Origin of the sequence: Flavobacterium sp. (assembly GCF_017744675.1) — a bacterium.
Classification (GTDB): domain Bacteria; phylum Bacteroidota; class Bacteroidia; order Flavobacteriales; family Flavobacteriaceae; genus Flavobacterium.
This window is the reverse complement of the sequence record NZ_JAGIAV010000002.1, coordinates 594,843-618,625: the sequence shown is the minus strand read 5'-3', so window position 1 is coordinate 618,625 and position 23,783 is coordinate 594,843. Positions and strand designations below refer to the sequence as shown.

The following is a 23,783-nucleotide window of genomic DNA, read 5'->3' as shown; positions in this document are numbered from 1 at the left end:
ACATGATGAAATCAAAAGTTTGGTATGCTGCTTTTCTTCTTTTGCTATCTGTAAATGTTTCAAAAGCACAATTTGTGAAAAAACATGGGCAATTAAGTGTTCTAGGAACTCAGCTTGTAGATAAAGAAAATAATCCAATTGTGCTGCGTGGCTTAAGTTTTGGATGGCATAGCATGTGGCCGAGGTTTTATAATGAAAAAGCAGTAAGCTGGTTAAAAAAGGATTTTAATTGTAATGTAGTTCGCGCCGCCATGGGAATCGAATTGGGAGATTACTCCTATATAAAGGATCCGCAGTTTTCTAAAGAAAAAATAGAGGCTGTCGTAAATGGAGCTATAAAGTCGGATATCTATGTAATTATAGATTGGCATAGTCATAATGTAAACCTCAAAGAAGCTACAGCGTTTTTTGCAGAGATGTCAAAAAAGTATGCCAAGTATCCTAATATAATATATGAAGTCTTCAATGAGCCAGATTATGAAACTTGGTGGGAAGTGAAAAACTATGCTGAAGAAGTTATTAAAGTTATTCGAGAGAATGACCCAAACAATATAATATTAGTCGGCTGTCCGCATTGGGATCAAGATATTGATCTGCCTGCCGAAGATCCGATAAGAGGTTATACCAATATAATGTATACCATGCATTTTTATGCCGCGACACACGGAAAAGAATTAAGAGATAGAACCGATAGGGCAATAAAAAGCGGATTGCCAGTTTTTATTTCAGAATCGGCTGGAATGGAAGCTTCTGGAGACGGACCTCTAAATTATAAAGCCTGGCAGGAATATATAGATTGGATGGAAGCGCGAAAATTAAGCTGGATTACTTGGTCGGTATCAGATAAAGATGAGACTTGTTCTATTCTGAAAAAATCAGCAAAATCTGAAGGAAAGTGGAAAGATGAAGATTTAAAAGAATCTGGAATTAAAGTCCGTGAATATTTAAGAAAATATAATACAGAAGAATAGCCTATTTTATAGTTAACAAAACAAAGAAGCCTGTTCATTTTGAACAGGCTTCTTTGTTTTTTACATACTTATTATAAGGTGTAAATATAGAGTTAGAATTAATGCTCGGCTACTGCTACTTGAGGTTGTTTTTTGTAGGAATAATTTACTTGCTTGAAAATGCGTTTTGAAATTGTATCAACAAGCCTTTGTATGTGTTGTTTTTATTTTGTTTTATTGTTACCCCCTAAAATTTTAGGGGGTGATATTTATTTTAAGTTATTTTTTGGCTGATTTTTGTAGTTTTTATCTGTTTTGTTTTTGAAATACCTGTTTAAATTTTGAGTTTTTGATGAAAATGCGTTATTGAATTTTCAAAAAAAAATATCGATAAATATCATATTTTGATTATAGGCGATTTAATTTTTGTAATCCGTAATTCTTCGCCTAAAACGTCAAAAAAGCCCTTTTGAATTGTTCTACTCATACAAAAGTTAATAAATTCGCTAATGAAAATGATGATGATTTGAGGGGCACATGAAGGTTTTAGAAATGACTTATGCTATTAAATAGATATATAAAAGATTAACTAACCAGAATCAATTAATAACTAAAAACCAAATTAAAACATGAAAAAAGCATTTCACATTTTAGCCGCGATGTTAACAAGTTCTTTTGCCTTTGCCCAAGAAGAAGAAACCGCTACTCCAGCAACCACATGGGGAGGTTCTGCAGATGCGTACTATAAATATGATTTTTCAAAACAAATGAATGGATTAACGAGCTTTACCAACTCACAGAATTCATTCGAATTAGGAATGGCATCGATTGAAGCAGGCCATACTTTTGGAAAAGCATCTGTTTTTGTTGACTTAGGTTTCGGAAAAAGAGCAGCAGAGTTTTCATATAATGAGACGCCAGATAAAGATGCAAGTTCAAAATTTATGATTAAGCAATTGTATTTTACATACAATTTGACTGATGAATTTAAAGTGGTAGCGGGTAGTTTCGGAACCCATATCGGATATGAGGTATTAGATGCAGTAGATAATAAAAACTACAGCATGTCTTATGCCTTTTCTTACGGACCATTTTTTAATACTGGAGTTAAAGCGCAATATACTTCAGGTAAATTCACAGCAATGTTAGGAGTAACCAACCCAACAGATTTTAAATCGGCTATGGATGCAGGATCTTACCAAAAAACGTTCATCGGACAAGTAGGATATATCGGAGATACAGGAAGCGCTTATTTGAATTTTACAACAGGAAGTACAAACCCAATTCCGGGAAGTACGATTCCAGTTTCAGACGAAAATAAAACGCAGTTTGATTTAACAGCGTCTAAAACAATTAGTGATAGTTTTGCGCTTGGATTAAATGCAACATATGCTAAAACAACAAACGATTTTGATAGTAATTTAGATGGAGACTGGTTTTCTTTGGTAGGATATGCTACTTATACTTTCAAACCATCATTGCTTTTAGCTTACAGAATGGAATACTTTGATGCAAAAGATGCAGCTCCAAGTTTAGGAACTTTGGCAGGATCAAATGTATTTGCCAACACCATTTCTTTAAACTATAAAGTTGGAAAATTGACTATAATTCCTGAGCTAAGATACGACGCAGCATCTGAGGATATATTTTTAGATAAAAACGCATTGCCAACTGGCGGAAGCTTCTTTGCCTTGGTTGCAACAACATACTCTTTCTAGAGATAAAGATTGATATTTTTTTTTTTTTTTTGGAGCTGTCGAAACATTCTAATGTTTTGGCAGCTTTTTTATTTGTTTCAAGTTTTCAAGTTTCAAGTTTCAAGTTTCAAGTTTGAAGCTGTAGGTCTCAAATGTCAAGTTTCAGGTTTGTGATTCTATATTCTTTGTTCTATATTCTTTGTTCTATATTCTTTGTTCTATATTCTTTATTCTTTATGAGGGATCTTAAATCTTACATTATTCATATCTCTCCATCCTAGTTCTATATAGAGGCGCAGCGCAGTGCGTCTTCTCATTATAAAAGAATATCCCTATGGAAATAAAAAAAGCGTTTCCGAATTTTATCAGGAAACGCTTTTTTATTTTAAGTTGATGAGGTTTTTATTGAACCTGTTTTTTGTATATCGAATAAATCGTATCGATTGTTTTTCTATCTAAAACTGAAGTAGCATCAGTTTGAATATAATGTAATTTAAAAGCCTGAATTGCTGCGGTTAAGTTTTTGGTGTTATAACCAATTATTCTAAGGGCTGGTTCAATTTTAAAATCAAACGGAGCCGGTTCTAGAACTTCGTCTGGCCAGATTCCGAAACCTTTCTCTGCTAAGGTTTTCCATGGAAACAAAGCGCTCGGATCTTGTTTTCTTCCTGGTGCAATATCAGCATGCCCTAAAAAGTTTTGTGTCGGAATGTTGTAATCCTTCTTTAATTTGGTAAGTAAAGCTACTAAACTGCTAATCTGTGCTTCTGTAAAAGGTTTAAAACCGTTATTGTCTAATTCAATACCAATAGAACAAGAGTTTAAATCTGTTGTTTTTCCCCAAGTAGAATTTCCAGCGTGCCATGCTCTCAAGTAATCATTAAGCATCTGAACCACTTTTCCGTTTTCAGAAATAATATAATGCGCGCTTACTTGAGTTTTGGTCTTTGTAAACGTATTAATCGTCTGCTGCAGCGAATCCTGAGCAGTATGATGAATAATAACAAAGCTTGGTTTTCTTAAATTGAAATTTACTGTACCAATCCATTCGGTGTTAATTCCGTTCTGTAAGTACGTAGAGTTTGTTTTTGATAAAGTATCTTTTACAATTCTCAGCTGCTGTGCATAGGAAGTATCAATAACAACAGGCGAAACTGCAGGAATTGTTTTGGCTTCTTTGCTGGTAATTTGGTTTTCTAAAGTTTTCAGCTGCTGATCATAAGCTTTTTCAGTATTCTTGTACGGATTTGTCGAACAAGCACTGATTGCAATAGCTAAAATCAGATAACAAAAAAGTTTTTTTGTCATAATTCGTTGTTTTATAAGTTAATAACGATTATTCTGAAATTTTCGTATCTGTGGCGTCTTTTACTTCTTTTGAGTCTTCTTTAGAATCTTTATCTTTTTTCTTCTTTGATTTAGATTTTTTCATGTCTTTAAAAGTATCCATGAAAGTTTTATACTTTTCAATTTGATCAGGATTTAAAAAAGCGCTGATTTTTTTATCTGTACTTTCTTTTAAAGCTTTAATCTGCTCAATTTTCTGATCTTGACTGCTGCTTTCGTTTTTCAATAAAATACCTTGCTCTCTAATGCTTTCTGCTAAAACATTTGAAATAGCAATTGCTTGTAGCTCATCTAGATTTACTTGCGGTTTCATTTGTTCAATGATCAACGCAGCAATTTCTTCAGGAGGTGTTTCTTTTGGTTTGCTTTGCGTGCCTTGAGACGGACCAGCCATCATACTTCTATCCATACCCATTCCGCCACCTCTTCCGTAGCCACCACCATAGCCATTGCCATAACCGTAACCATTATTATATCCGCCATATTGGGCAGAAACAGTGTTGAAACAGAATAAAGTAAAAACGAAAACGATTAGGTTAAGAGTAGGTTTCATAAAAGTATTTTGTCTAAAATTTGCAATAGCGCAGTGTAAATTTAAGCAGGTTCTCCGTATAAATCAAATTCTGTTGCTTCAATTATTTTTATATTAACAAATTCACCTGTTTTTACATAATGCTTAGAGGCATCAATTAGAACTTCATTGTCAACATCTGGACTGTCAAATTCGGTACGTCCCACAAAATGAGCACCTTCTTTTCTGTCAATAATACATCTGAAAACTTTACCCACTTTTTCTTGATTCAAGTCCCAAGAAATTTGAGATTGCAGTTCCATGATTTCATTTGCTCTTGCTTGTTTTACATCGTCTGGAACGTCGTCTTCCAATAAATAGGCATGAGTATTTTCTTCATGAGAATAAGCAAAACATCCCATTCTGTCAAATTTCATTTCTTGAACAAAATCTTTCAAAATTTCGAAATCTTCCTGAGTTTCTCCTGGATAACCTACAATTAAAGTGGTTCTAATTGCCATTCCTGGAACAGCAGCGCGGAAATCTTTTAATAGTTGAGTTGTTTTAGCCTGAGTTGTACCACGACGCATAGATTTTAGAATAGAATCTGAAATATGCTGTAATGGAATATCAATATAATTGCAGATTTTCGGTTCGCGTTTCATTAATTCTAAAACGTCCATTGGAAAACCAGTTGGGTAAGCATAATGCAAACGAATCCACTCAATTCCTTCTACAGCAGCTAAAGCCTCTAGTAATTCAGCTAGATTTCTTTTTTTATAAAGATCAAGACCGTAATACGTTAAGTCTTGAGCAATTAAGATTAATTCTTTAACTCCATTTTTAGCAAGACCCTGAGCTTCTTTAACTAATTTTTCAATTGGTTGAGAAACGTGAGAACCTCTCATTAAAGGAATAGCGCAAAAACTGCAAGGTCTGTCGCATCCTTCAGCGATTTTTAAATAAGCATAATTTTTTGGAGTTGTAGTTAAACGCTCTCCAAGCAATTCGTGTTTATAATCGGCTCCAAGAGCTTTTAATAATTGCGGTAATTCTGTTGTTCCAAAATATTGGTCAACGTTCGGAATTTCTTTTTCTAAATCTGGTCTGTAACGCTCAGACAAACATCCTGTTACAAAAACCTTGTCTACAAGTCCTCTGTCTTTTTTATCTGCATATTCCAAAATCATGTTTACTGATTCTGCTTTTGCATTATCAATAAACCCGCAAGTATTAATTACAATAATGTTTCCTTCTTTTTCTGCAGGAGCCTCATGTTCAACTTCTTTTCCATTGGCACGCAGCTGCCCCATAAGGACTTCACTGTCATAAACATTTTTTGAACACCCAAGAGTGATTACGTTAATTTTGTTCTTTTTTAAAGACTTGGTTCTCATACTTTTATAAATTGGAGTGCAAAATTACACTTTTTTTATTCAAACCACACTAGTTTGCGGTTTGTTTTGGCTGTTTTTTGTGAAGCTATCACCGCTTATGTCTTAATAATCTTAATTTGAATTAGAAAATAAAGATTTTTTAAAGGATAAAAAAAATCCACCAAGTCTAACCTGACGGATTTTTTTGCTAAATTAATATAAGCTAGTTTTTTAATATGGTTTTTGAATAAGTCGTGTTGTCAATTTTTAGGATATAAACTCCTGGTTGTAATTTTGAAGTATTTACCTCAATTAGATTTGCAGATTTTTGATGTTTGTTGATGTCTAATTTTGTGCCATAAGAATCGTATAGCTTTATAAGTTCTATGTTGACAGGTCCATCAATAGATAAAATATCTGAAGCTGGATTTGGATAGATTGATAAGTTGTTTATGTCAAACTCGTTTAAGTTTGTAAGATCTAAATTGTTTGATGATTGTGATTGTAAACTAGATCTTCTAGATGGTGTTGGAGTGTAATCAAGTACTGAGTATCTTGAAACTACAACCGAATTACTTATGTTTATAGGTAAGGAATTAAGTTTTATGATTCTTCTAAATTGAGTTTTTTCATCATTTGTTATAGCATCTTCCGTAAAGTTATGATTATAATTTTGATTTGTAGCTCCAAGAATGTCATTCCAAGGTAAAAATTCGTTTCTTCTAAAGTTTTTAGAATATTGCCACTGATATGTATATGAGTCAGTGTTTATAGCACTTCCATTTATCGGTTGCGGTTGACTATTTTTAAATTGTAAAGACTGGTCGCAACAAATATTGTTGCTAATACTTGTATCTTGTATTATTACTGCTGTTGTATTGCTTATGCTGTATTGCTCATTGCCAAAGTATGCTAATCTACGATAGTAGGTGTTTTCGGTAAAAGGTTTATTTGGAGAGTAATCTTTTGCTGTAGCTCCAGAAATGTTTGTCCAATTAGTTCCTTGTGTTCTGGTTTGCCATTGAAATGAAGTTATATATCTATAATCATACAATGTTTGGCATGTCCTTACATTTCGATCGCATATAATTGAATAATCAATGTATGGAGCAGATGGAGTTGTGAAAGGTTTGCAAATTTGACCATATGCTATCGTTTGATTATCTGATATGATGTTATTTAAGATTGGCTTTTCATTATTTCCCTTAATTAATGCCCAATCTAGATTAACTCTTGCTTCTTGAAAATTAAATAAGATTCTTAAATGATCGTTGGGTCTTAAATCGGAAGATTTGATTACCAAATTTTTTATTGTTACAGTGCCTTTATCGGTACTTATTATTTTTTCAAATAGAGGTATTAAACTTGTTGAGTATCCTTCATCGTGTCTAATTTGTATTATATAAGACGGGTAATATCCCTGTGAAAATTGGGAACCATATTTTACATCAAAGTCGAATGACAAATTAATGCTTTGAGTGCCAATTTCATTACCGACATAGTCAGGAACAATTATTTTATTATTTATTATAGGTGAGCCATCACTATAAGAAAGGGATGTTAATTTGATATTTGCAACAGATGGGCTATATGGCTCTTTTCCTGTCTTAGTGCCACCAATAATTTTATAGGTTAATTTTGTGGGGCCATATGTAAAAACAATAGAGCAGCCTGTACTATATACTGTACTTTTTTTAAAAAGCAATTTCTTTCTATAAGTGTAGCTATAATGATTGTTATTTATATGCTCTAGTTTTATAGGATACCAAATAAGCTGTATTGGTTCAACACCATTATTATAATGTTGAGCGGTTTCATTATCGAATTCGTTCGGTTCGTAAAAAGCAGCATAACTTGTGCCTTCACAATACTTAGCCACTGTTCCTGTATAAGATGTGCGTAAGTCAAATTCTAATACCAAATCGTCCACTCCATTAAAGTTAATAGTGTTATTCGGAAGTATTTGTCCATTGGTGGTTACATTTAATAATTCGATAGTGATATCTGGATCGGAATTTGATTTATTATTGGCTGAAATTAATGTGAAATTCAAAAGCAATAAGAAAATTAGATAGTTAAATTTAATCATGACAAATAATTTAAAATTAACCGCCTAATATAGGTATAAAAACCTACAATTAATAATTATTTGTAAGAAAAAATTTAAAAAAATCCGCCAAGTAAAACCTGACGGAATTTTCAATCATCTATTTTGATTTTTAATTACAATTCAAATAATAAAGTCATAGTAACATTGTTTAATTTCGAAGTAATATTAGCTCCATCTGTGAACCCTCTTGTAAAGAAACCTTGATTTGATTTTCTTTCTAAGTAAGAATAAGCTAGATCTAGCTTAGTAGATCCGAAATTATATCCTAAACCGCCAGAGTAACTGTTTAAATCTCCAACCGTTATTCCGTCTTTGTATGGACTTCCCTCATAGCGGTATCCACCTCGCAAGCTTAGTTGTTTGATTTTGTATTCTCCACCAATACGAAGTTCGCCTGTACTAGTAAGAGTATTGTCAATTTCATTATTAAGACCGCCAAAACCCGCACTACTTGGTTTGAATTTAGCGTTTCCGTAATTTCTTATGCCGTAATCAATACTTAATAATCCTGATTTTCCAAAAACATATGCCGCACTAAAAGTCCATCTGTCTGGGGTTTGTAAAGTGTAAGATTCATATACGTTTACAACATTAGGAGCTACATTTGCATTCAAAATTGGCCCATTTGCAGCTTGTCTTGTAGTGTAGACACTTTGTGAAAGCTCATCGTATAACTCATACCAAGTATTAGATTCGTATGCTATACCAAGTCTGAAGTTATCCGTTACTTTTCCAATTGCTCCCAGTTGGAAAGAGAATCCGTTCCCGTAAGTATATAAATCGTTATTAAATCTTATGGTCGATATGGTTGGGTTTGATTGTAGATCGCCATTATTACTTTCGTAAAAACTTGTTGATCTTCTATAATCTGTAATATGTACATTTAAGTTTGCTCCTAAATATAGACGGTCTTTATAAGACGTTGCTATGTTAAAACTTGCCTTGCTATTATAGCCTCTTGAGTAAATATCATTAGTTTGATAATAGTTGGTGTTATTGCCTTTTGGAACGTTTGTCGAATAAGTGCTATTAGGATTGTTTACGTCATCAATGTTTATAATGTATCCTTGATAGCCTAAGAATGCTTGTTGAGCTGAAAAACCAGACAAGTTAGGATATTGGCCATTTGGAAAATTGGATCCTAGATCCTGATATAAGTCGGTTATAGTTTCGTTACCTTGCGTGTTAACTAATGCATGAGGAACAGGAGCGCCACCGTTGCTGTAGTTTGCATAATCTAAGAAATAAGCATCAACTGAATTGGTTGGATTGGTTCCAGCTGAAAAAACTTGATTATTAAAATTATTAGTGTTTTCGTACGTTGCGCCAATTGATATTTTGTTCCAGCCAACATTTGGGTTATTGTTTTTAAATACAAAAACACCGCCAGCCTGATTTAGGATAAAGGAATTTTCTTTGTCTGAAGTCTGGGTGCCGAAATAATTAGAATTGTTTTTGATGTTCTGATTGCTGAACGAAATGCCAACTTGATTACTGTTGAAAATAGCAGACCCTGCTGGGTTAACGCTTAATGCCGAAATGTCTCCTCCAACAGCTCCAAAAGCCCCGCTCATTGCTCTATAACGTGCAGTTCCAGTAAGATTTTCTTGCGAATAACGTAGTGCATCTGAAACTTCTTGAGAATATGACGCGCTGACAGCTAGTCCTGATATAAATAGGAAAAGTATTTTTTTCATTTTGATGAGTTTTAGTTAGAAAAATTTGGGTGAGGAAAAATTATCTTCTTCCTCCACCGCCACCGCCGCCAGATCTCATTCCGCCACCGCCGCCACCGCCGCCGCTGTATGATCTCATGCTTCCTCCGCCACCATTGCTAGGGCTGTAGCTTCTTGATGGAGCGCTATTGCTAGGAGTGTAGCTTCTTGATGAACCGCCATTATAGCTTGGTGTGTAACTTCTGTTTGTAGTTCCGCTGTTGTTGTAGTTGTTATAGGATCTTCTGTTGCTATACGTACTATTATTGTAGTCAGAACCATTGCTGTAAGATCTTCTATTTGTAAATGTCGGACTTGTTGTTCTGTTTAAATTAGAGCTTCTGAAGTCAGTATAGCTGTTAGATCTATTTGTGGTATAATTTCTATTTGTGGTATAGCTTCCTCTATTGGTAGTGTAATTTCTATCGGTTGCATAGCCTCTGCTAGTTGTGTATCCTCTACCAGTGCTGTAATTTCTGTTGTAAGCATAGTTTCTGTCTCCGTAATAAGCAGCAGAACCTCTTCTTCCATAGTTGTAAGAGTAGTTGTAGCCATAGTATGGATATCCCCAACCCGGATAACCCCAGCCTGGGTAGCCCCATCCTGGATAACCCCATCCGTAATAAGGATAGCCCCATCCGTAATAGCCATAACCATAATAAGGATAACCCCATCCAAAGCCAAATGACCATGTTGGAGTAGAGTAATAATTTACAGAAACTTCAGAACTTGCGCTGCTTCCCCATGCAGGATAGCCTACTGAGGCAGTTTGAGTGCTGTCTGAATAATTGGTGTAATTGTCAACGTCTGTAAATATTTCAGTAGGCTGATTGTCGTCTTGTAATGATCTGAAATATTCTTTGTACTGGTTATTTGTACCAGTTGCTACATATTTATTTGATGTACCACCATAAACGCCATCATTATCGTAATAAGAGGAATTTTGGTAAGAACCACATGATGCTAGCAATAAACTCAGTAATCCAATTAAGTAAAAATGATTAGAGTTTTGGCGGAGTGAAAGTGAAGTTTTCATATCTGTGGTGTTTTTTATTGTTGCACATTACAAAATTAGTTAGTTTTGTCAAACTATTTAGTTAAAATTGTATAAAACAAAATTTGTGCCAAAATATATAATATGAGTAAGAACCTTACTACAAGATCAGAAGATTATTCAAAATGGTATAACGAACTGGTTGTAAAAGCAGATCTAGCTGAAAATTCAGGAGTTAGAGGATGTATGGTAATAAAACCATACGGATATGCTATATGGGAAAAAATGCAAGCTGAGTTAGATCGCATGTTCAAAGAAACGGGACATCAAAATGCTTATTTTCCTTTGTTTGTACCAAAAAGCATGTTTGAAGCGGAAGAGAAAAATGCAGAAGGATTTGCAAAAGAATGCGCGGTTGTAACGCACTATAGATTAAAAAATGATGAGGAAAGACCAGGTAAATTAATGGTTGATCCGAATGCAAGATTAGAGGAGGAGCTTATTGTTCGTCCAACAAGTGAAGCTATTATTTGGTCTACATATAAAGGTTGGGTGCAATCTTATAGAGATTTGCCTTTATTAATTAATCAGTGGGCTAATGTGGTTCGTTGGGAAATGCGTACGCGTTTGTTCTTAAGAACGGCTGAGTTTTTATGGCAAGAAGGGCATACTGCTCATGCTACAAAAGATGAAGCTATTGAAGAGTCTGAGAAAATGATGAACGTATATGCAGATTTTGCTGAAAACTTCATGGCAATTCCTGTAGTGAAAGGTTTTAAAACCGAAACAGAACGTTTTGCCGGAGCAGATGAGACTTATTGTATCGAAGCCTTAATGCAAGACGGAAAAGCGTTGCAAGCTGGTACATCTCACTTCTTAGGGCAAAATTTTGCAAAAGCATTTGATGTTAAGTTTGCTAATGCTGAAGGAAAGCAAGAACATGTTTGGGGAACTTCTTGGGGAGTTTCTACTCGTTTGATGGGGGCGTTAATTATGACACACTCTGATGACCAAGGATTGGTATTGCCTCCAAATTTGGCTCCAATACAAGTAGTAATTGTACCTATATATAAGACAGACGAACAATTGGTTCAAATTACAGAAGCAGTTAATGAATTGACAGCTAAATTGAGAAAATTGAGAATCACGGTTAAGTTTGACGATAGAACAACTCAAAAACCAGGATTTAAATTTGCGGAATGGGAATTAAAAGGAGTTCCTGTTAGAATTGCTGTTGGTCCAAAAGATTTAGAAAACGGAACTTTTGAGGTGGCAAGACGCGATAATTTGACAAAAGAGGTTGTTTCTAGCGAAAAAATCGTGGATCACGTAAATGATCTTTTAGAACAGATTCAAGCAGACTTATTTACGAAAGCATTAGATTATCGTAATACGCATATTACGGAAGTAAATAATTTTGAGGAATTTAAAGAAGTTTTAGAAGGTAAAGGAGGCTTTTTATCGGCTCATTGGGACGGAACTGCTGAGACAGAAGAGAAGATAAAAGAATTGACAAAAGCGACGATTCGCTGTATTCCTTTGGATGCTGTAGAAGAGGCGGGAACCTGCGTGTTTACTGGGAAACCTTCTACTAAGAGAGTGCTTTTTGCAAAGGCTTATTAAAAAAATATATATTTTTTTGCATTAGGTGTTGCGTAAATAAAAATTAGATGTATCTTTGCATCCGCAATACAGAAGCACGGTCCGTTCGTCTATCGGTTAGGACGCCAGGTTTTCATCCTGGTAAGGGGGGTTCGATTCCCCCACGGACTACAAGTTATAATACATATTGAAAAGTTTCCAAACTAGGAGAATTGAGGTCCGTTCGTCTAGGGGTTAGGACGCCAGGTTTTCATCCTGGTAACAGGGGTTCGATTCCCCTACGGACTACAAATTAGTTGTAAATAAGTTTTGTAAAACAAAAATTGGTGTCTCGGTTTTTGTTTTATTAGTTAAAACCAAAGTGATTGCCTCGGCAGTTGTGGGAGGTTTTTCTTTTTTAACTAGTATTTATAATAATTATTACATCTAAAATTAAAAGAAAATGGCAAATCATAAGTCAGCATTAAAAAGAATCAGAAGCAACGAAAAAAGAAGAGTTCTTAACAGATATCAGCATAAAACTACTCGTAATGCTATTAAAGCGTTAAGATTAGCTACTGATAAAGCTGATGCTACTGCAAAATTATCAACTGTAATTTCTATGATTGATAAATTAGCTAAAAAGAACATCATTCACGATAATAAAGCTTCTAACTTGAAGTCTAAATTAACGAAACACGTTGCTAAATTGTAATCATACAATTTGTTAGATATACAAAAGCCCTCTTTTTAGAGGGCTTTTTTTATGATGCAATCTGAAGGAAATTCCAAATTCAAAAAAAAAAACAAATTCCAAATGCCAATTTTTATAAAATGGAATTTGGAATTTATCTTTAAGAGATTCAAAGTTTGAATCTATAGGGGTCTTCTTGGTAAAGATTGGAATTTAAAATTTGAATATTATAAGTCTATTTTCTTTTTAAGGTATTCCAGCATTGGCTGTGTAATTGGTTTAGAAAGAAAATCAATTATAATAGAGTATTTTTTTGCTTTTGCAAGGTCTTCAGGGTCGATGGTTGAAGATAATACGATTACAGGAACGGTATTAAATTCTTTATAATCTGCAGAAGTAAAATGATCTAAAAACTCCCATCCTCCCATAATAGGCATGTTTAAATCTAAAAAAATTAATTCAGGCCTTTTTTTTGCTTTATCATTAGTGTATTTCAATACATTGAAATGATGAAGGGCTTCTTCACCGTTTTGAGCTGTAACCACTTCATGTGAAAATGAAGATTTTGAAATTACTTTTTTGCATAGCATCAACGTGATAGGGTCATCATCGATGCATAAAATTTGCTCAAGCATAATGATTAATTTTTAAATGTTATTGTAAATGTAGTGCCTTTATTGACTTCACTGTCGATTGAGATTGTTCCGCCCATTGTTTCTACCTGCGATTTTACAAGATATAGTCCTAAGCCTTTACTGTCTGGGTAATTATGGAATCTTTGATAAAGGCCAAAAACTTTGTCACGATTTCTTTCCAGATCGATTCCTATTCCGTTGTCTTTAAAGGTCAAGATGGTTCTGTGGTCTATTTGCTCTGCTATTATAGATATTTTTAGTTTTCTGTTCTCCGATTTGTATTTTATAGAATTAGTAAGCAGGTTTAGCAAAATGCTTTCAATGTATGCTTTGTTTGTAATAAGTTCAGGAACTTTATCAAATTTAAGCTTAATTATTGGTTTGTGTAATTCGATCTGAAAAGAGAGCTGGCTAAAAACGTTTTCAAAAACATCTTTTAAAGATACTTCTTCCTTCTGCATTGAAGGATTGTCTTTAATAATAATCACTTTTACCAAATCATTGATGGTTTCATTTAGCAAATGAGTTGATTTTGTAAATCCGGCTAGTATTTCTTGGAGCTCTTCATTTTCTATTGGAATGTCTTCTATTAAATTTAAAAGTCCGATTAAATTAGAAAGTGGCGCTCTTAGATTATGCGATGTGATGTAAGAAAACTGCTTTAAATCCTTATTGTTTTGTGTTAATTCTCGAATTAAATGCTCTTTTTCTGTTTCTAACTTTTTCTCGTCTGTTATATCTCTTTGTATCGAAATCCAGTGTGAGATCACGCCTTCATTATTAAAAATAGGGATCATAGAAAAACGCACCCAATATTCTTCTTTGCTTTTGGTGTAAGTAATGGTTTCAATTAAGCATTCTTCTTCATTTTTTATGGCTCTTAAAAGCTTTTTCAATTCTTCAGAATCCGATTTAGGACCTTTGAAAATGTTTGGAGATTTTCCAATAATTTCATTAGACTGATATCCTGACATTTGTGAGAACGCAGGATTTACATACACTATTTTCGGTATTTTTCTTTCAGAAGAGTTGGCTTCAGTAATTAAAATAGAATCTTTAGATTGTGTAATTACAGTTTCTAAAAGTTTTAACCTTTGTTCTTCTTCTTTCTGTTTTGTAATGTCTTGGATTGCACCAATCATTCTGATGGCTCTTCCATTTTCATCTTTTAATAAAAAACCTCTATCCAAAACATATTTATACGAACCGTCTGCGCATCTAAAACGGTATTGATCTTGCCACTTTTCGGTTTTTTGTTCTATAAACGAATATAATTTTATTGACATTCGGATGCTGTCTTCCGGATGGATTTTATCAAACCACCATTTAGAAGTTTTTCCCACGTCTTGTGGGTTATAACCAAAAACACCTTCAATTCCTTTGTTCCAATTAATACTGTCCTCTTGAATTTTCCAATCCCAAATAGTGTCGCTTGTTGCTTTTGCTACAATGTCATATTTCTCATTTGATTCTTTTATTTCTTCGTTGGTTTGGTTTAATTTTTCAAAGATGGTTATGTTTCTTTTTTCGTTTTTTGAAAGTATAAACCTGAAAACCAGTCCTGTAATTAGAATAAAAACAATGTCTTTTATAAAAGATAGATATAAATATTCTGATGAAGAAAAGTAGGCTGTGAGTAATTTATGACATAAAACCGCCATAATTATCGAGATGATGGTATAAATAAGAGTAATTTGGAGAGTTTTACTTTTCATCACCTCAAATATAGTTAATTTAACTATAATTAAACGTATGTTAATGCCATTTTGAAACCTATATTTTGCTGTTTTATATTAACTAATTGGTTGTATATACGCAAACTATGATAGAAACGTTTTTTTTTAGAAAATAAAGTGTACCTTTGCGCCCATTAAAAATCACAGATGGAATCTATTAGAAACATTGCAATTATTGCCCACGTCGATCACGGTAAAACCACTTTGGTTGATAAAATTATGTATCACTGTCAGTTATTTCGTGAAAACGAGAACACAGGTGATTTAATCTTAGATAATAACGATTTAGAGCGTGAGAGAGGTATTACAATTACTTCTAAAAACGTTTCTGTTCAATATAAAGGAACAAAAATCAATATTATCGATACTCCAGGCCACGCCGATTTTGGAGGTGAAGTTGAACGTGTATTGAACATGGCCGATGGTGTATGTTTATTAGTTGATGCTTTCGAAGGACCAATGCCACAAACTCGTTTCGTTTTGCAAAAAGCGATCGATTTAGGATTGAAACCTTGCGTGGTTATCAATAAAGTAGATAAAGAAAACTGTACTCCAGAAGAAGTTCACGAGAAAGTTTTTGATCTAATGTTTGAATTAGGAGCTACTGAGGAACAATTAGATTTCCCAGCGGTTTATGGTTCTGCAAAAAACAACTGGATGTCTGATGACTGGAAAGTTCAAACGCAAAACATTGAGCCATTATTAGACATGGTTATTGCGAATGTTCCTGCTCCAAAAGTTTCTGAAGGTACTCCACAAATGTTGATTACTTCTTTAGATTTCTCTTCTTTTACAGGTCGTATCGCTATTGGTCGTCTTGAAAGAGGTGTTTTGAAAGAAGGAATGCCTATTTCTTTGGTAAAAAGAGATGGAAAAATCATCAAATCTAGAATTAAAGAATTACACACTTTTGAAGGTTTAGGCCGTAGAAAAGTAGAGCAAGTCGTTGCTGGTGATATTTGTGCTGTTGTAGGTATTGAAGGTTTTGAAATTGGTGATACTATCGCTGATTTTGAAAATCCAGAAGCTTTACAAACTATCGCTATCGATGAGCCAACAATGAGTATGTTGTTTACAATTAACGATTCTCCTTTCTTTGGTAAAGAAGGTAAATTTGTTACTTCTAGACATATTCGTGAAAGATTGACAAAAGAGCTTGAGAAAAACTTAGCGATGAAAGTTGGTGAAACTGATTCTGCTGATAAATTTATGGTTTTTGGTCGTGGTGTACTTCACTTATCTGTTCTTATTGAAACAATGAGAAGAGAAGGGTATGAGCTTCAAATTGGTCAGCCGCAAGTTATTATCAAAGAAATTGATGGTGTTAAATGTGAGCCAATTGAGGAATTAACTATCGACTTGCCAGAAAACCTTTCAGGTAGAGCAGTTGAATTCGTTACTATCCGTAAAGGAGAAATGCTTTCTATGGAAGGTAAAGGAGAGCGTATGATCATTAAATTCAACATTCCATCTCGTGGAATCATTGGTTTAAGAAATCAATTGCTTACTGCTACTGCTGGTGAAGCTATTATGGCACACCGTTTTATTGGATATGAGCCATACAAAGGAGAAATTCCTGGGCGTAACAACGGTTCGTTAATCTCTATGGAAAACGGAAAAGCTATTCCTTACTCTATCGATAAATTACAAGATCGTGGTAAATTCTTCGTTGATCCTAACGAAGATATCTATGAAGGTCAAGTTATTGGAGAAAACACTCGTAGCGACGATATGACAGTTAACGTTACTAAAACGAAAAAACTTTCTAACGTACGTTCTTCTGGAGCTGATGATAAAGCTAGAATTATTCCAGCTATCAAATTCTCTTTAGAGGAAGCTTTAGAGTACATCCAAAAAGATGAGTATGTTGAAGTTACTCCAAAATCTCTTCGTTTAAGAAAGATTTACTTAAGTGAAACTGATAGAAAAAGATATAAAATCTAATTCGATTAATTTTCAATATAAAAATCCCAAATTCCAGTATGGAGTTTGGGATTTTTTTTGATAAAATTATTCTCAAAGATTGGAACTTGGAATTTCAGAGATTAGGATTTCAGAACTAAAAGTTTCAGAGATTGGAATTTGGAATTTAAGATTTGGAATTTTAAAAAAAATTATCTTTTCAAACTAAAATGCCCTTTAACATTTTTTCCATTTACAAAAAGAAGAGTAAACCAATAATCATCTGAAGGCATTTCTCGTCCGTTGAAAATTCCGTTCCAGCCCGCACCATTTTGATTCATTTGTTTTAGCAATTTTCCGTAGCGATCAAAAATAGAAATGGTATAATCGGGCATCTGATCAATGTTTTTAATTACCCATAAATCGTTAAATCCATCGCCATTTGGAGTAAAAAAACGTGGATAATCTAAAACATACACTTGAAATGTATTAGAGAAACCGCAGCCGTTTTTGTCTTTGGCAATTGCATTATAAATACCTGGACTTACTTGCGTAAAAGTTGAACTGTCTTGAAAAACAATTCCGTCCAGAGAAAATTCGTAGTTTCCAGCACCAGTATATTGAATTTGCACAGTATTGTCATTCTCAGAAAAATCTTTAACATCTGCTCCTGTAATCGTAGCTGGTTCAGATAAAATTATTTTGAAGTTCTTCGTTTTTTTACAGCCATTCGCATCAGTTACCGTTACCGAGTAATCACCAGCAGTAGTAATTACTGTCGAATTTGTAGCGCTTCCATTAGACCATGCGTAACTACTAAACCCAGTGGCAACAGATATTGTTATTTCGTCTCCTTTGCATAAGTACTGAGTTTCATCTTCAAAATTTGGAGGATCGAATGTATGAACAATTAACTGAATAGGAGTAATGTCGTAACAATCGGAGCCATTTGCAGCGCGTGCATAAATGGTCTGACTATTTGGAGTTGTATTTTTGAAAATATTGGGTAACGAATTTGTTTCTGTAACAGCATCTGAAGCTGTCAAAAAATAATTAACTACAAGTCCAGGAGGCAAGCCCATTAAAATTTGAGGAGTTACTTCTGATGCTAAATCAAATTGATATAAACCATCTTGTATTCCATCTTCATCGCACTTGGCAATTGGAGCTTGATCTGGAATTACGGTATTAGAAACATTGAGTGTGATTTGAGCTATTGCATAGCAACCAAAAGAGTTTTCAATCCTAGCAAAAACAATTTGACTTGGAGCTTTGTTTGTATAACGCTGCGGATTTGCAATTGAATTGGTTTTAGCTTGCGCGTCTGCCAATGTTTCGTAATAGCCTTGATTGGCAATTTGTGGATTGTTATTTTTTACAATGTTGGCCACTTTAGTCAAATCAAAAATGGTTATACCATCTGCATCGTCATCACATTGTAATAAAGAGGTATTGGTTGACTGAATTTCAGGAGCAAACTCAATTGTGATTTCTCCAACAGATAAACACATTGTGGTGCTCAAAGAAGCTTCAACTTTGTAGGCTCCAGATGCAGTTACAGAGTATGTAGAAGATGTTGCGCCCGGAATTTGAACAAAATTATTAGAAGTATCTTTTTTAAACCATTTAAAATTATAAGTAGCTGGATCTAAATGGGTATCCAATACAAAACTTTCTCCAAAACAAATAGGATTGTTATTTGCTATAGTTCTGTCTTCGCCAAAATTTATTTTAGTTTCAAAACTACCAGATTGAATAAAAACTGCCGAATTGTATTGTCTAGTGGCATCATCGGCTACGACTAATTTTAAGTGGTAATTTTTACCAGGAATTACATCCGAATATGCATTCATTACTACAGTTTGACCTGCATAATCAACAGGGCTTGCTGTTGTATTGTAGCCATTAAAATAAATCTCATTTACGGCTTCACAACCAATTAAAGGTTTTCCGTCACTGCCATTTACGGTGTTTATTTTAGGATGAACCGTTGTTGCCGAAACTGCTGTATTGGTATTGGGCAAGACAGCGAGATTTTTATAATTATCGCTGCTTCCAACTTCTTTAATTAAGAAAGCAAAGCCATCTGAATAAATACAAGGAAAATTGTTTTGATATTCATTCGAAGCAAAAATATAATTAAAGCTTATTGAATTAGTCAGTGCTATAAAATCAAATTCTAAAACAGTTGCTTGGGTGCTATTGTTAATGCCTAATGCCGTATTCAAATCGGTATCGCCATTCCAATTTGGAACTTGTGTACCTTTAGAACCTTGTTGGTTATATGGCCCTTCTGCCTTTTTGCTGGGAGAAGTGCTTAAGACTATTCCACTAGAAAAAGGAAAGTTTGTGCCAGCGGTAAAAGTACCGTAACTCTGCTGATTAGGAGTTGGATTTCCCGAAGCACTTACACTTTCTACATCAATGCACGAACTATTAATTAAAACATTTTGAATTAAATCTGTTGGCGTGGCTGTGTCGTCAACAGATATATTCTGGGCACTGATTTTATGACAAAAACAGCACAAAAGTAAAATTAGAAAAGTTCGTAGTTGACTCATAGTAGCAAATATACTACAAATCTCTATTTTTTAATAATTTGTAAGAAAAATAAATAAAAATAAAAGTCCACGTTAGAACGATTACAACAGCCGTATAATCTACACTATAATCACCTCCTGTTTCAATTCCCATTTGTGAACCAATGTTTTTAATTACCGATAATCTCGGTCCTGGATTCACTATTAAATTTGACATTGATTCTAAAGGCAAAAACTGGGTAAACTTTTTATCAATATCGCTGTTTGGGAAAATTTTAAAAGCTAAAACGCCTCTTATGATTGCCTCAATGATGCTCCAAACCAAAAGAAAACCAAGAGCAAATGCAGAACGTTTTACTAAGATTCCTAGAAACAAACAGAACGAGAAGAAACCAGTTAGTTTTACAAAAAAGGCTAAAAGGTAGTCTAAGTCAGAAAAAACGATTCCAAATTCAGTATAGGATGAAAAAGAATATCCTAGAATTAAACTCATTAAAAAAACAAAAACGGTAGAGACAAAAGCAAATAAAACTACCGTTAAGAATTTGGATAGAATAAATTCTTTTTTACTAAGGCCGTCAATTAAATTTTGTTTTAAAGTTCCGTAGCTATATTCATTGGCCATCATAGAAACGATTACAATAGCCAAAAAGAATTTCATCCAAGCGGCAACATAAGTATTAAAATGCCAAATAAATGGAAAATTGAAAATTCCCATTTCGGCCAAATGAAATTTAAAAACTCCAATGTCAAATTTTATGGCAGCAATTAGAGCTATAAAAGAAAGTAATATAAAATAAGTTAGGGTTAATATGCGGCTGGCTTTGTTCATCCAGATTTTTTGCAATTCTATAGAGAGAAGTCTTTTCATGGTTTAGTTTTTTTGGGCGATGGCATTTTTGGTTAATTCTAAAAATTGAGCTTCTAAACTGTTTTTACGCTTTACTAAATGGCTTAGAACAATATTTTTAGAAAATAAAAACTGGTTTAATTCTGAAGCAGATAAATCCGAATTAAGGTAAATGATAACTTTTCCGTCTTCTTCAGAAATTCTGTCAACAGCAGGATGTTCTTCTAAAACTGTTTTTAGAACTAAATTATCATCGGCTTGTAACTCGAAAAATCCTTCGTTAGAAGACATTCCATCCACAGGGCCAGAATATAAAACTTCGCCTTTTCTTAAAACAATTACTTGAGAACAGACTTTTTCTACTTCATCCAATAAATGGGATGCCAGCAAGATAGTGGTTCCTTGAGATGCAATTTTTTTAATGATATCTCGAATCTGATGAATTCCCTGCGGATCTAATCCGTTGGTTGGTTCATCTAAAATTAAAATCTCAGGATCGTTTAAAAGTGCCGATGCAATAGCCAGACGCTGTTTCATTCCTAAAGAAAAAGTACTGAATTTGCTGTCTTTTCGTTCAATTAAACCAACCAATTCTAGTTTTTCATCTACTTTAGAATAGTTGATGTTTTTTATTTTGCAAACCAATTTCAAGTTTTGTTCGGCCGTCATGTACGGATAAAAATTGGGTCTTTCTATGATAGCGCCCACTTTTTTTAAAGCTTCGTGGGTTTCTACATTGCCGTCAAACCAGCGATAGTTGCCAGACGATTTGTTTACAACACTCAAAACAATTCCTAATGTAGTCGATTTTCCGCTGCCGTTTGGCCCTAGAATGCCATAAACACGACCTTTTTGTATTTGAAAAGATACATTTTTCAGAGCCTGAATTCGGCCGTATCTTTTGCTTAAATTCTCAATGGTTAATATGGTTTCCAAATTTTTCTGGTTTTAGTTTTTAGTATGACGAGCCAAGTTGATTTTTGTTACTTTAAATTCTAACTTTAAATCGTATTGATGTAAATTTGTAATAAAGATATTCAAAATGAGCGAGCCTTTAATGGTTTTAAAAAAACCGTCTTATCCTTTAACACAGCCACTTTTAAGTTATTTAGAGCGATACGAACGTATTTCTAAAGTTTCTGTGTTTTATGATGACTTGCTTCGTTTTTCGGGCTCAATAAATGTTTATGACAAACATGATACCGATACGCTTTGGATACGAGTATATTACAGTGAATTTGAACGCAATGAAATTGATTTAAATTTAAAGAAAATTTATTCGCTGCTGCATTCTGATGGAAATAATGAAATTATTCAGTACCTGAATGTCGACGCTATTGACTATTGCACTTTTGGAAATTCGAAACCTTTTAGAATTAAAGTTCGAAATATTCTCAACGATAACTACGTGCATTTTTACATCAAAAAAGCAGATGCTTCGCGCATTTATGGACTTGAATTGGAAGATATTCTTTCGCCAGATAAAATCAACTTTTTGGTTTATAAAGATACTTTGATTGAAGAGCATATAATCGGAATTCCTGGTGATGTTTTCATGGATACATTGCTTGACAAATGCAGCGAGATGGAAAAAGCACAGATTGCAAAAGAGTTTGTGAAATTTAACGAGCGCTGTATGATTCGCCTTTTAGGAGATATGCGCGCTTACAATTATGTAATTGTGCCAATTCACGATTTTGATCAGGTTGTCTATAAAATTCGTCCGATCGACTTTGATCAGCAATGTTACGAAGGGAATTTTAAAGTATATCGTCCGCAGTTTTTCAAGGAAAATTTTCCGATGATTCAATTAATCAAAGAGAAATTGGAAGAACGTTCGATTATCCAGTATAAAGATGAAGAAAGAGCGATTTTGGCAAAACGTATTCATTCAGCCGAAACGAGAATTAAAAAACTGCTCAATATTATGTGTCATGATACGATTTCGACCCATGAACATCTGATGCAATTAAAAATGGAATTGTACCGTTATACGAACGATATGAAATTTAAAAACGCAAAATCGATGGGGCATATTATGCAGGCCGCATTTGAGTTTATCACGCGTAATTTTAAAAACACTAATTTAGTTTAAAAGTTTTACCATATAAGTCCTATAAGTTCAATTATGCATTGCTTTTTAAATTACTTATAGGACTTATATGGTTTCAAAAAAAATAGATTTTATGAAAAAGCCTTTTTTAGTTATCTGTTCAATTGTTTTATTAGCGTGCCAAAAGCAGTCTGGTTCTGATTTGAAAGAACTTTATTCGCTTCCGAAAAAATTAAAGGAAGTTTCGGGTATTGCGTATTTTCCTGAAACCAATACACTTTATACTTTGGAAGACAGCGGAAATAAAAATGCTATATATGCAATTGATTCTAAAGGGAAATTGGCCAAAACAATTACGATTTCAAACGCTACAAATGTCGATTGGGAAGATATTACAAAAGACAAATCTGGAAATGTCTACATTGGAGATTTTGGAAACAATAATAACGAAAGAAGGGATTTGTGCATCTATAAAGTGGCAAAAAATCAGCTGCAAAATGATTTGGCAAAAGCCGAATATAAAATCTCATTTTCGTATCCAGAACAGAAAGAATTTCCGCCAAAGAAAAAAGAAATGTTTTATGATGTTGAAGGCTTTTTTGAGAGAGACGGCTATTTCTACCTTTTTACCAAAAATAGAAGTAAAGGTTTTGACGGAACTGCTTTTATCTACAAAATAAAAAATGCAGCAGGAACTCAGAAAGCAGTAAAAATAGGAGAATTTAAAACTTGCAGCAATTACAATCATTGCGTACTGACAAGTGCGACAATAAGTCCTGATGGTAAAAAAGTTGCTTTATTAAGCCATGATAAAGTGCTTTTGTTTAAAGATTTTAAGGGAGATTTATTCCATAAAGGAACACAAACAGAATTAAATCTAAATCACTTCTCACAAAAAGAAGCTATCGTTTTTAAAGACAACAACACATTATTAATCGCCGACGAAAAAACAAATAAAATAGGAGGAAAGGTTTATGAATTTAAGCTTCTAAGTCACTAAGCTTCTAAGTTTCTAAGAAAAAGTTAGCCACGAATTCACGAATTTTATTTAAAATCATTCGTGAATCTGTGGCTAAAATTTTTTATAGATTG

The 23,783-nt window shown here is 33.8% G+C and carries 18 protein-coding genes and 2 tRNA genes; 9 read left to right on the top strand and 11 right to left on the bottom strand.

Features of this window, described 5'->3' with window-relative positions:
- The first annotated feature begins 2 nt into the window (after positions 1-2).
- Both J7574_RS08110 and J7574_RS08105 read left to right on the top strand, forming a co-directional pair.
- Positions 3-971 (top strand): glycoside hydrolase family 5 protein, encoded by a 969-nt coding sequence (locus tag J7574_RS08110; RefSeq protein ID WP_290966798.1) that lies wholly within the window; start codon positions 3-5, stop codon positions 969-971.
- 608 nt (positions 972-1,579) lie between these two features.
- Positions 1,580-2,668: an outer membrane beta-barrel protein gene (locus J7574_RS08105; RefSeq protein ID WP_290966795.1), complete on the top strand. Its 1,089-nt coding sequence runs from the start codon at positions 1,580-1,582 to the stop codon at positions 2,666-2,668.
- 381 nt (positions 2,669-3,049) lie between these two features.
- Here the strand turns inward: J7574_RS08105 and J7574_RS08100 are convergent, their stop codons facing one another.
- From J7574_RS08100 to J7574_RS08075, 6 genes are all read right to left on the bottom strand, one after another.
- Positions 3,050-3,955, bottom strand: coding sequence for an N-acetylmuramoyl-L-alanine amidase (locus tag J7574_RS08100; RefSeq protein ID WP_290966794.1), 906 nt, complete (start codon positions 3,953-3,955; stop codon positions 3,050-3,052).
- Positions 3,956-3,983: 28 nt separating this feature from the next.
- On the bottom strand, positions 3,984-4,547 hold the full coding sequence (locus J7574_RS08095; protein WP_290966791.1) for a hypothetical protein: 564 nt from the start codon (positions 4,545-4,547) through the stop codon (positions 3,984-3,986).
- Between the two features lie 41 nt (positions 4,548-4,588).
- A complete protein-coding gene (rimO, locus tag J7574_RS08090) occupies positions 4,589-5,902 on the bottom strand; it encodes a 30S ribosomal protein S12 methylthiotransferase RimO (RefSeq protein WP_111289008.1) in 1,314 nt (437 codons plus the stop codon).
- Between the two features lie 202 nt (positions 5,903-6,104).
- Positions 6,105-7,970 (bottom strand): T9SS type A sorting domain-containing protein, encoded by a 1,866-nt coding sequence (locus J7574_RS08085; RefSeq protein WP_290966783.1) that lies wholly within the window; start codon positions 7,968-7,970, stop codon positions 6,105-6,107.
- A gap of 134 nt (positions 7,971-8,104) precedes the next feature.
- On the bottom strand, positions 8,105-9,688 hold the full coding sequence (locus J7574_RS08080; RefSeq protein ID WP_290966780.1) for a transporter: 1,584 nt from the start codon (positions 9,686-9,688) through the stop codon (positions 8,105-8,107).
- A 40-nt stretch (positions 9,689-9,728) separates the two neighbouring features.
- Positions 9,729-10,742 carry a hypothetical protein gene (locus J7574_RS08075; protein ID WP_290966777.1) on the bottom strand — a complete coding sequence of 338 codons (1,014 nt, stop codon included), beginning with the start codon at positions 10,740-10,742 and terminating at the stop codon, positions 9,729-9,731.
- 102 nt (positions 10,743-10,844) lie between these two features.
- On the opposite strand from J7574_RS08075, the gene proS reads away from it, so the two are divergent.
- The 4 genes from proS (at position 10,845) to rpsT (ending at position 12,996) form a co-directional block, all read left to right on the top strand.
- Positions 10,845-12,323 carry a proline--tRNA ligase gene (gene proS / locus J7574_RS08070; RefSeq protein WP_290966774.1) on the top strand — a complete coding sequence of 493 codons (1,479 nt, stop codon included), beginning with the start codon at positions 10,845-10,847 and terminating at the stop codon, positions 12,321-12,323.
- Between the two features lie 78 nt (positions 12,324-12,401).
- A tRNA-Glu gene (locus tag J7574_RS08065) sits at positions 12,402-12,473 on the top strand.
- Positions 12,474-12,518: 45 nt separating this feature from the next.
- Positions 12,519-12,590 (top strand) — tRNA-Glu (locus J7574_RS08060).
- A 154-nt stretch (positions 12,591-12,744) separates the two neighbouring features.
- The gene (gene rpsT, locus J7574_RS08055; protein WP_073417115.1) at positions 12,745-12,996 is read left to right on the top strand and encodes a 30S ribosomal protein S20; all 252 of its coding nucleotides are present in this window, start codon (positions 12,745-12,747) and stop codon (positions 12,994-12,996) included.
- A 206-nt stretch (positions 12,997-13,202) separates the two neighbouring features.
- On the opposite strand, the gene J7574_RS08050 is transcribed toward rpsT, so the two are convergent.
- Both J7574_RS08050 and J7574_RS08045 read right to left on the bottom strand, forming a co-directional pair.
- Positions 13,203-13,610: a response regulator gene (locus tag J7574_RS08050; protein ID WP_290966768.1), complete on the bottom strand. Its 408-nt coding sequence runs from the start codon at positions 13,608-13,610 to the stop codon at positions 13,203-13,205.
- Between the two features lie 5 nt (positions 13,611-13,615).
- Entirely contained in the window at positions 13,616-15,325 is a 1,710-nt protein-coding gene (locus J7574_RS08045; protein ID WP_290966763.1) for a PAS domain-containing protein, read from the bottom strand.
- A 168-nt stretch (positions 15,326-15,493) separates the two neighbouring features.
- On the opposite strand from J7574_RS08045, the gene typA reads away from it, so the two are divergent.
- On the top strand, positions 15,494-17,290 hold the full coding sequence (typA, locus tag J7574_RS08040; RefSeq protein ID WP_290966761.1) for a translational GTPase TypA: 1,797 nt from the start codon (positions 15,494-15,496) through the stop codon (positions 17,288-17,290).
- A 170-nt stretch (positions 17,291-17,460) separates the two neighbouring features.
- On the opposite strand, the gene J7574_RS08035 is transcribed toward typA, so the two are convergent.
- From J7574_RS08035 to J7574_RS08025, 3 genes are read right to left on the bottom strand one after another with little or no spacing between them, the layout of a single operon-like run.
- Positions 17,461-19,809 carry a T9SS type B sorting domain-containing protein gene (locus J7574_RS08035; RefSeq protein ID WP_290966758.1) on the bottom strand — a complete coding sequence of 783 codons (2,349 nt, stop codon included), beginning with the start codon at positions 19,807-19,809 and terminating at the stop codon, positions 17,461-17,463.
- 13 nt (positions 19,810-19,822) lie between these two features.
- Positions 19,823-20,659, bottom strand: a complete 837-nt coding sequence (locus tag J7574_RS08030; protein ID WP_290966756.1) for an ABC transporter permease — start codon at positions 20,657-20,659, stop codon at positions 19,823-19,825.
- Positions 20,660-20,662: 3 nt separating this feature from the next.
- The gene (locus tag J7574_RS08025; RefSeq protein WP_290966753.1) at positions 20,663-21,574 is read right to left on the bottom strand and encodes an ABC transporter ATP-binding protein; all 912 of its coding nucleotides are present in this window, start codon (positions 21,572-21,574) and stop codon (positions 20,663-20,665) included.
- A gap of 106 nt (positions 21,575-21,680) precedes the next feature.
- On the opposite strand from J7574_RS08025, the gene J7574_RS08020 reads away from it, so the two are divergent.
- Positions 21,681-22,733 (top strand): hypothetical protein, encoded by a 1,053-nt coding sequence (locus tag J7574_RS08020; protein ID WP_290966750.1) that lies wholly within the window; start codon positions 21,681-21,683, stop codon positions 22,731-22,733.
- 91 nt (positions 22,734-22,824) lie between these two features.
- On the top strand, positions 22,825-23,691 hold the full coding sequence (locus J7574_RS08015) for an SdiA-regulated domain-containing protein (RefSeq protein WP_290966747.1): 867 nt from the start codon (positions 22,825-22,827) through the stop codon (positions 23,689-23,691).
- Positions 23,692-23,783 lie beyond the last annotated feature (92 nt).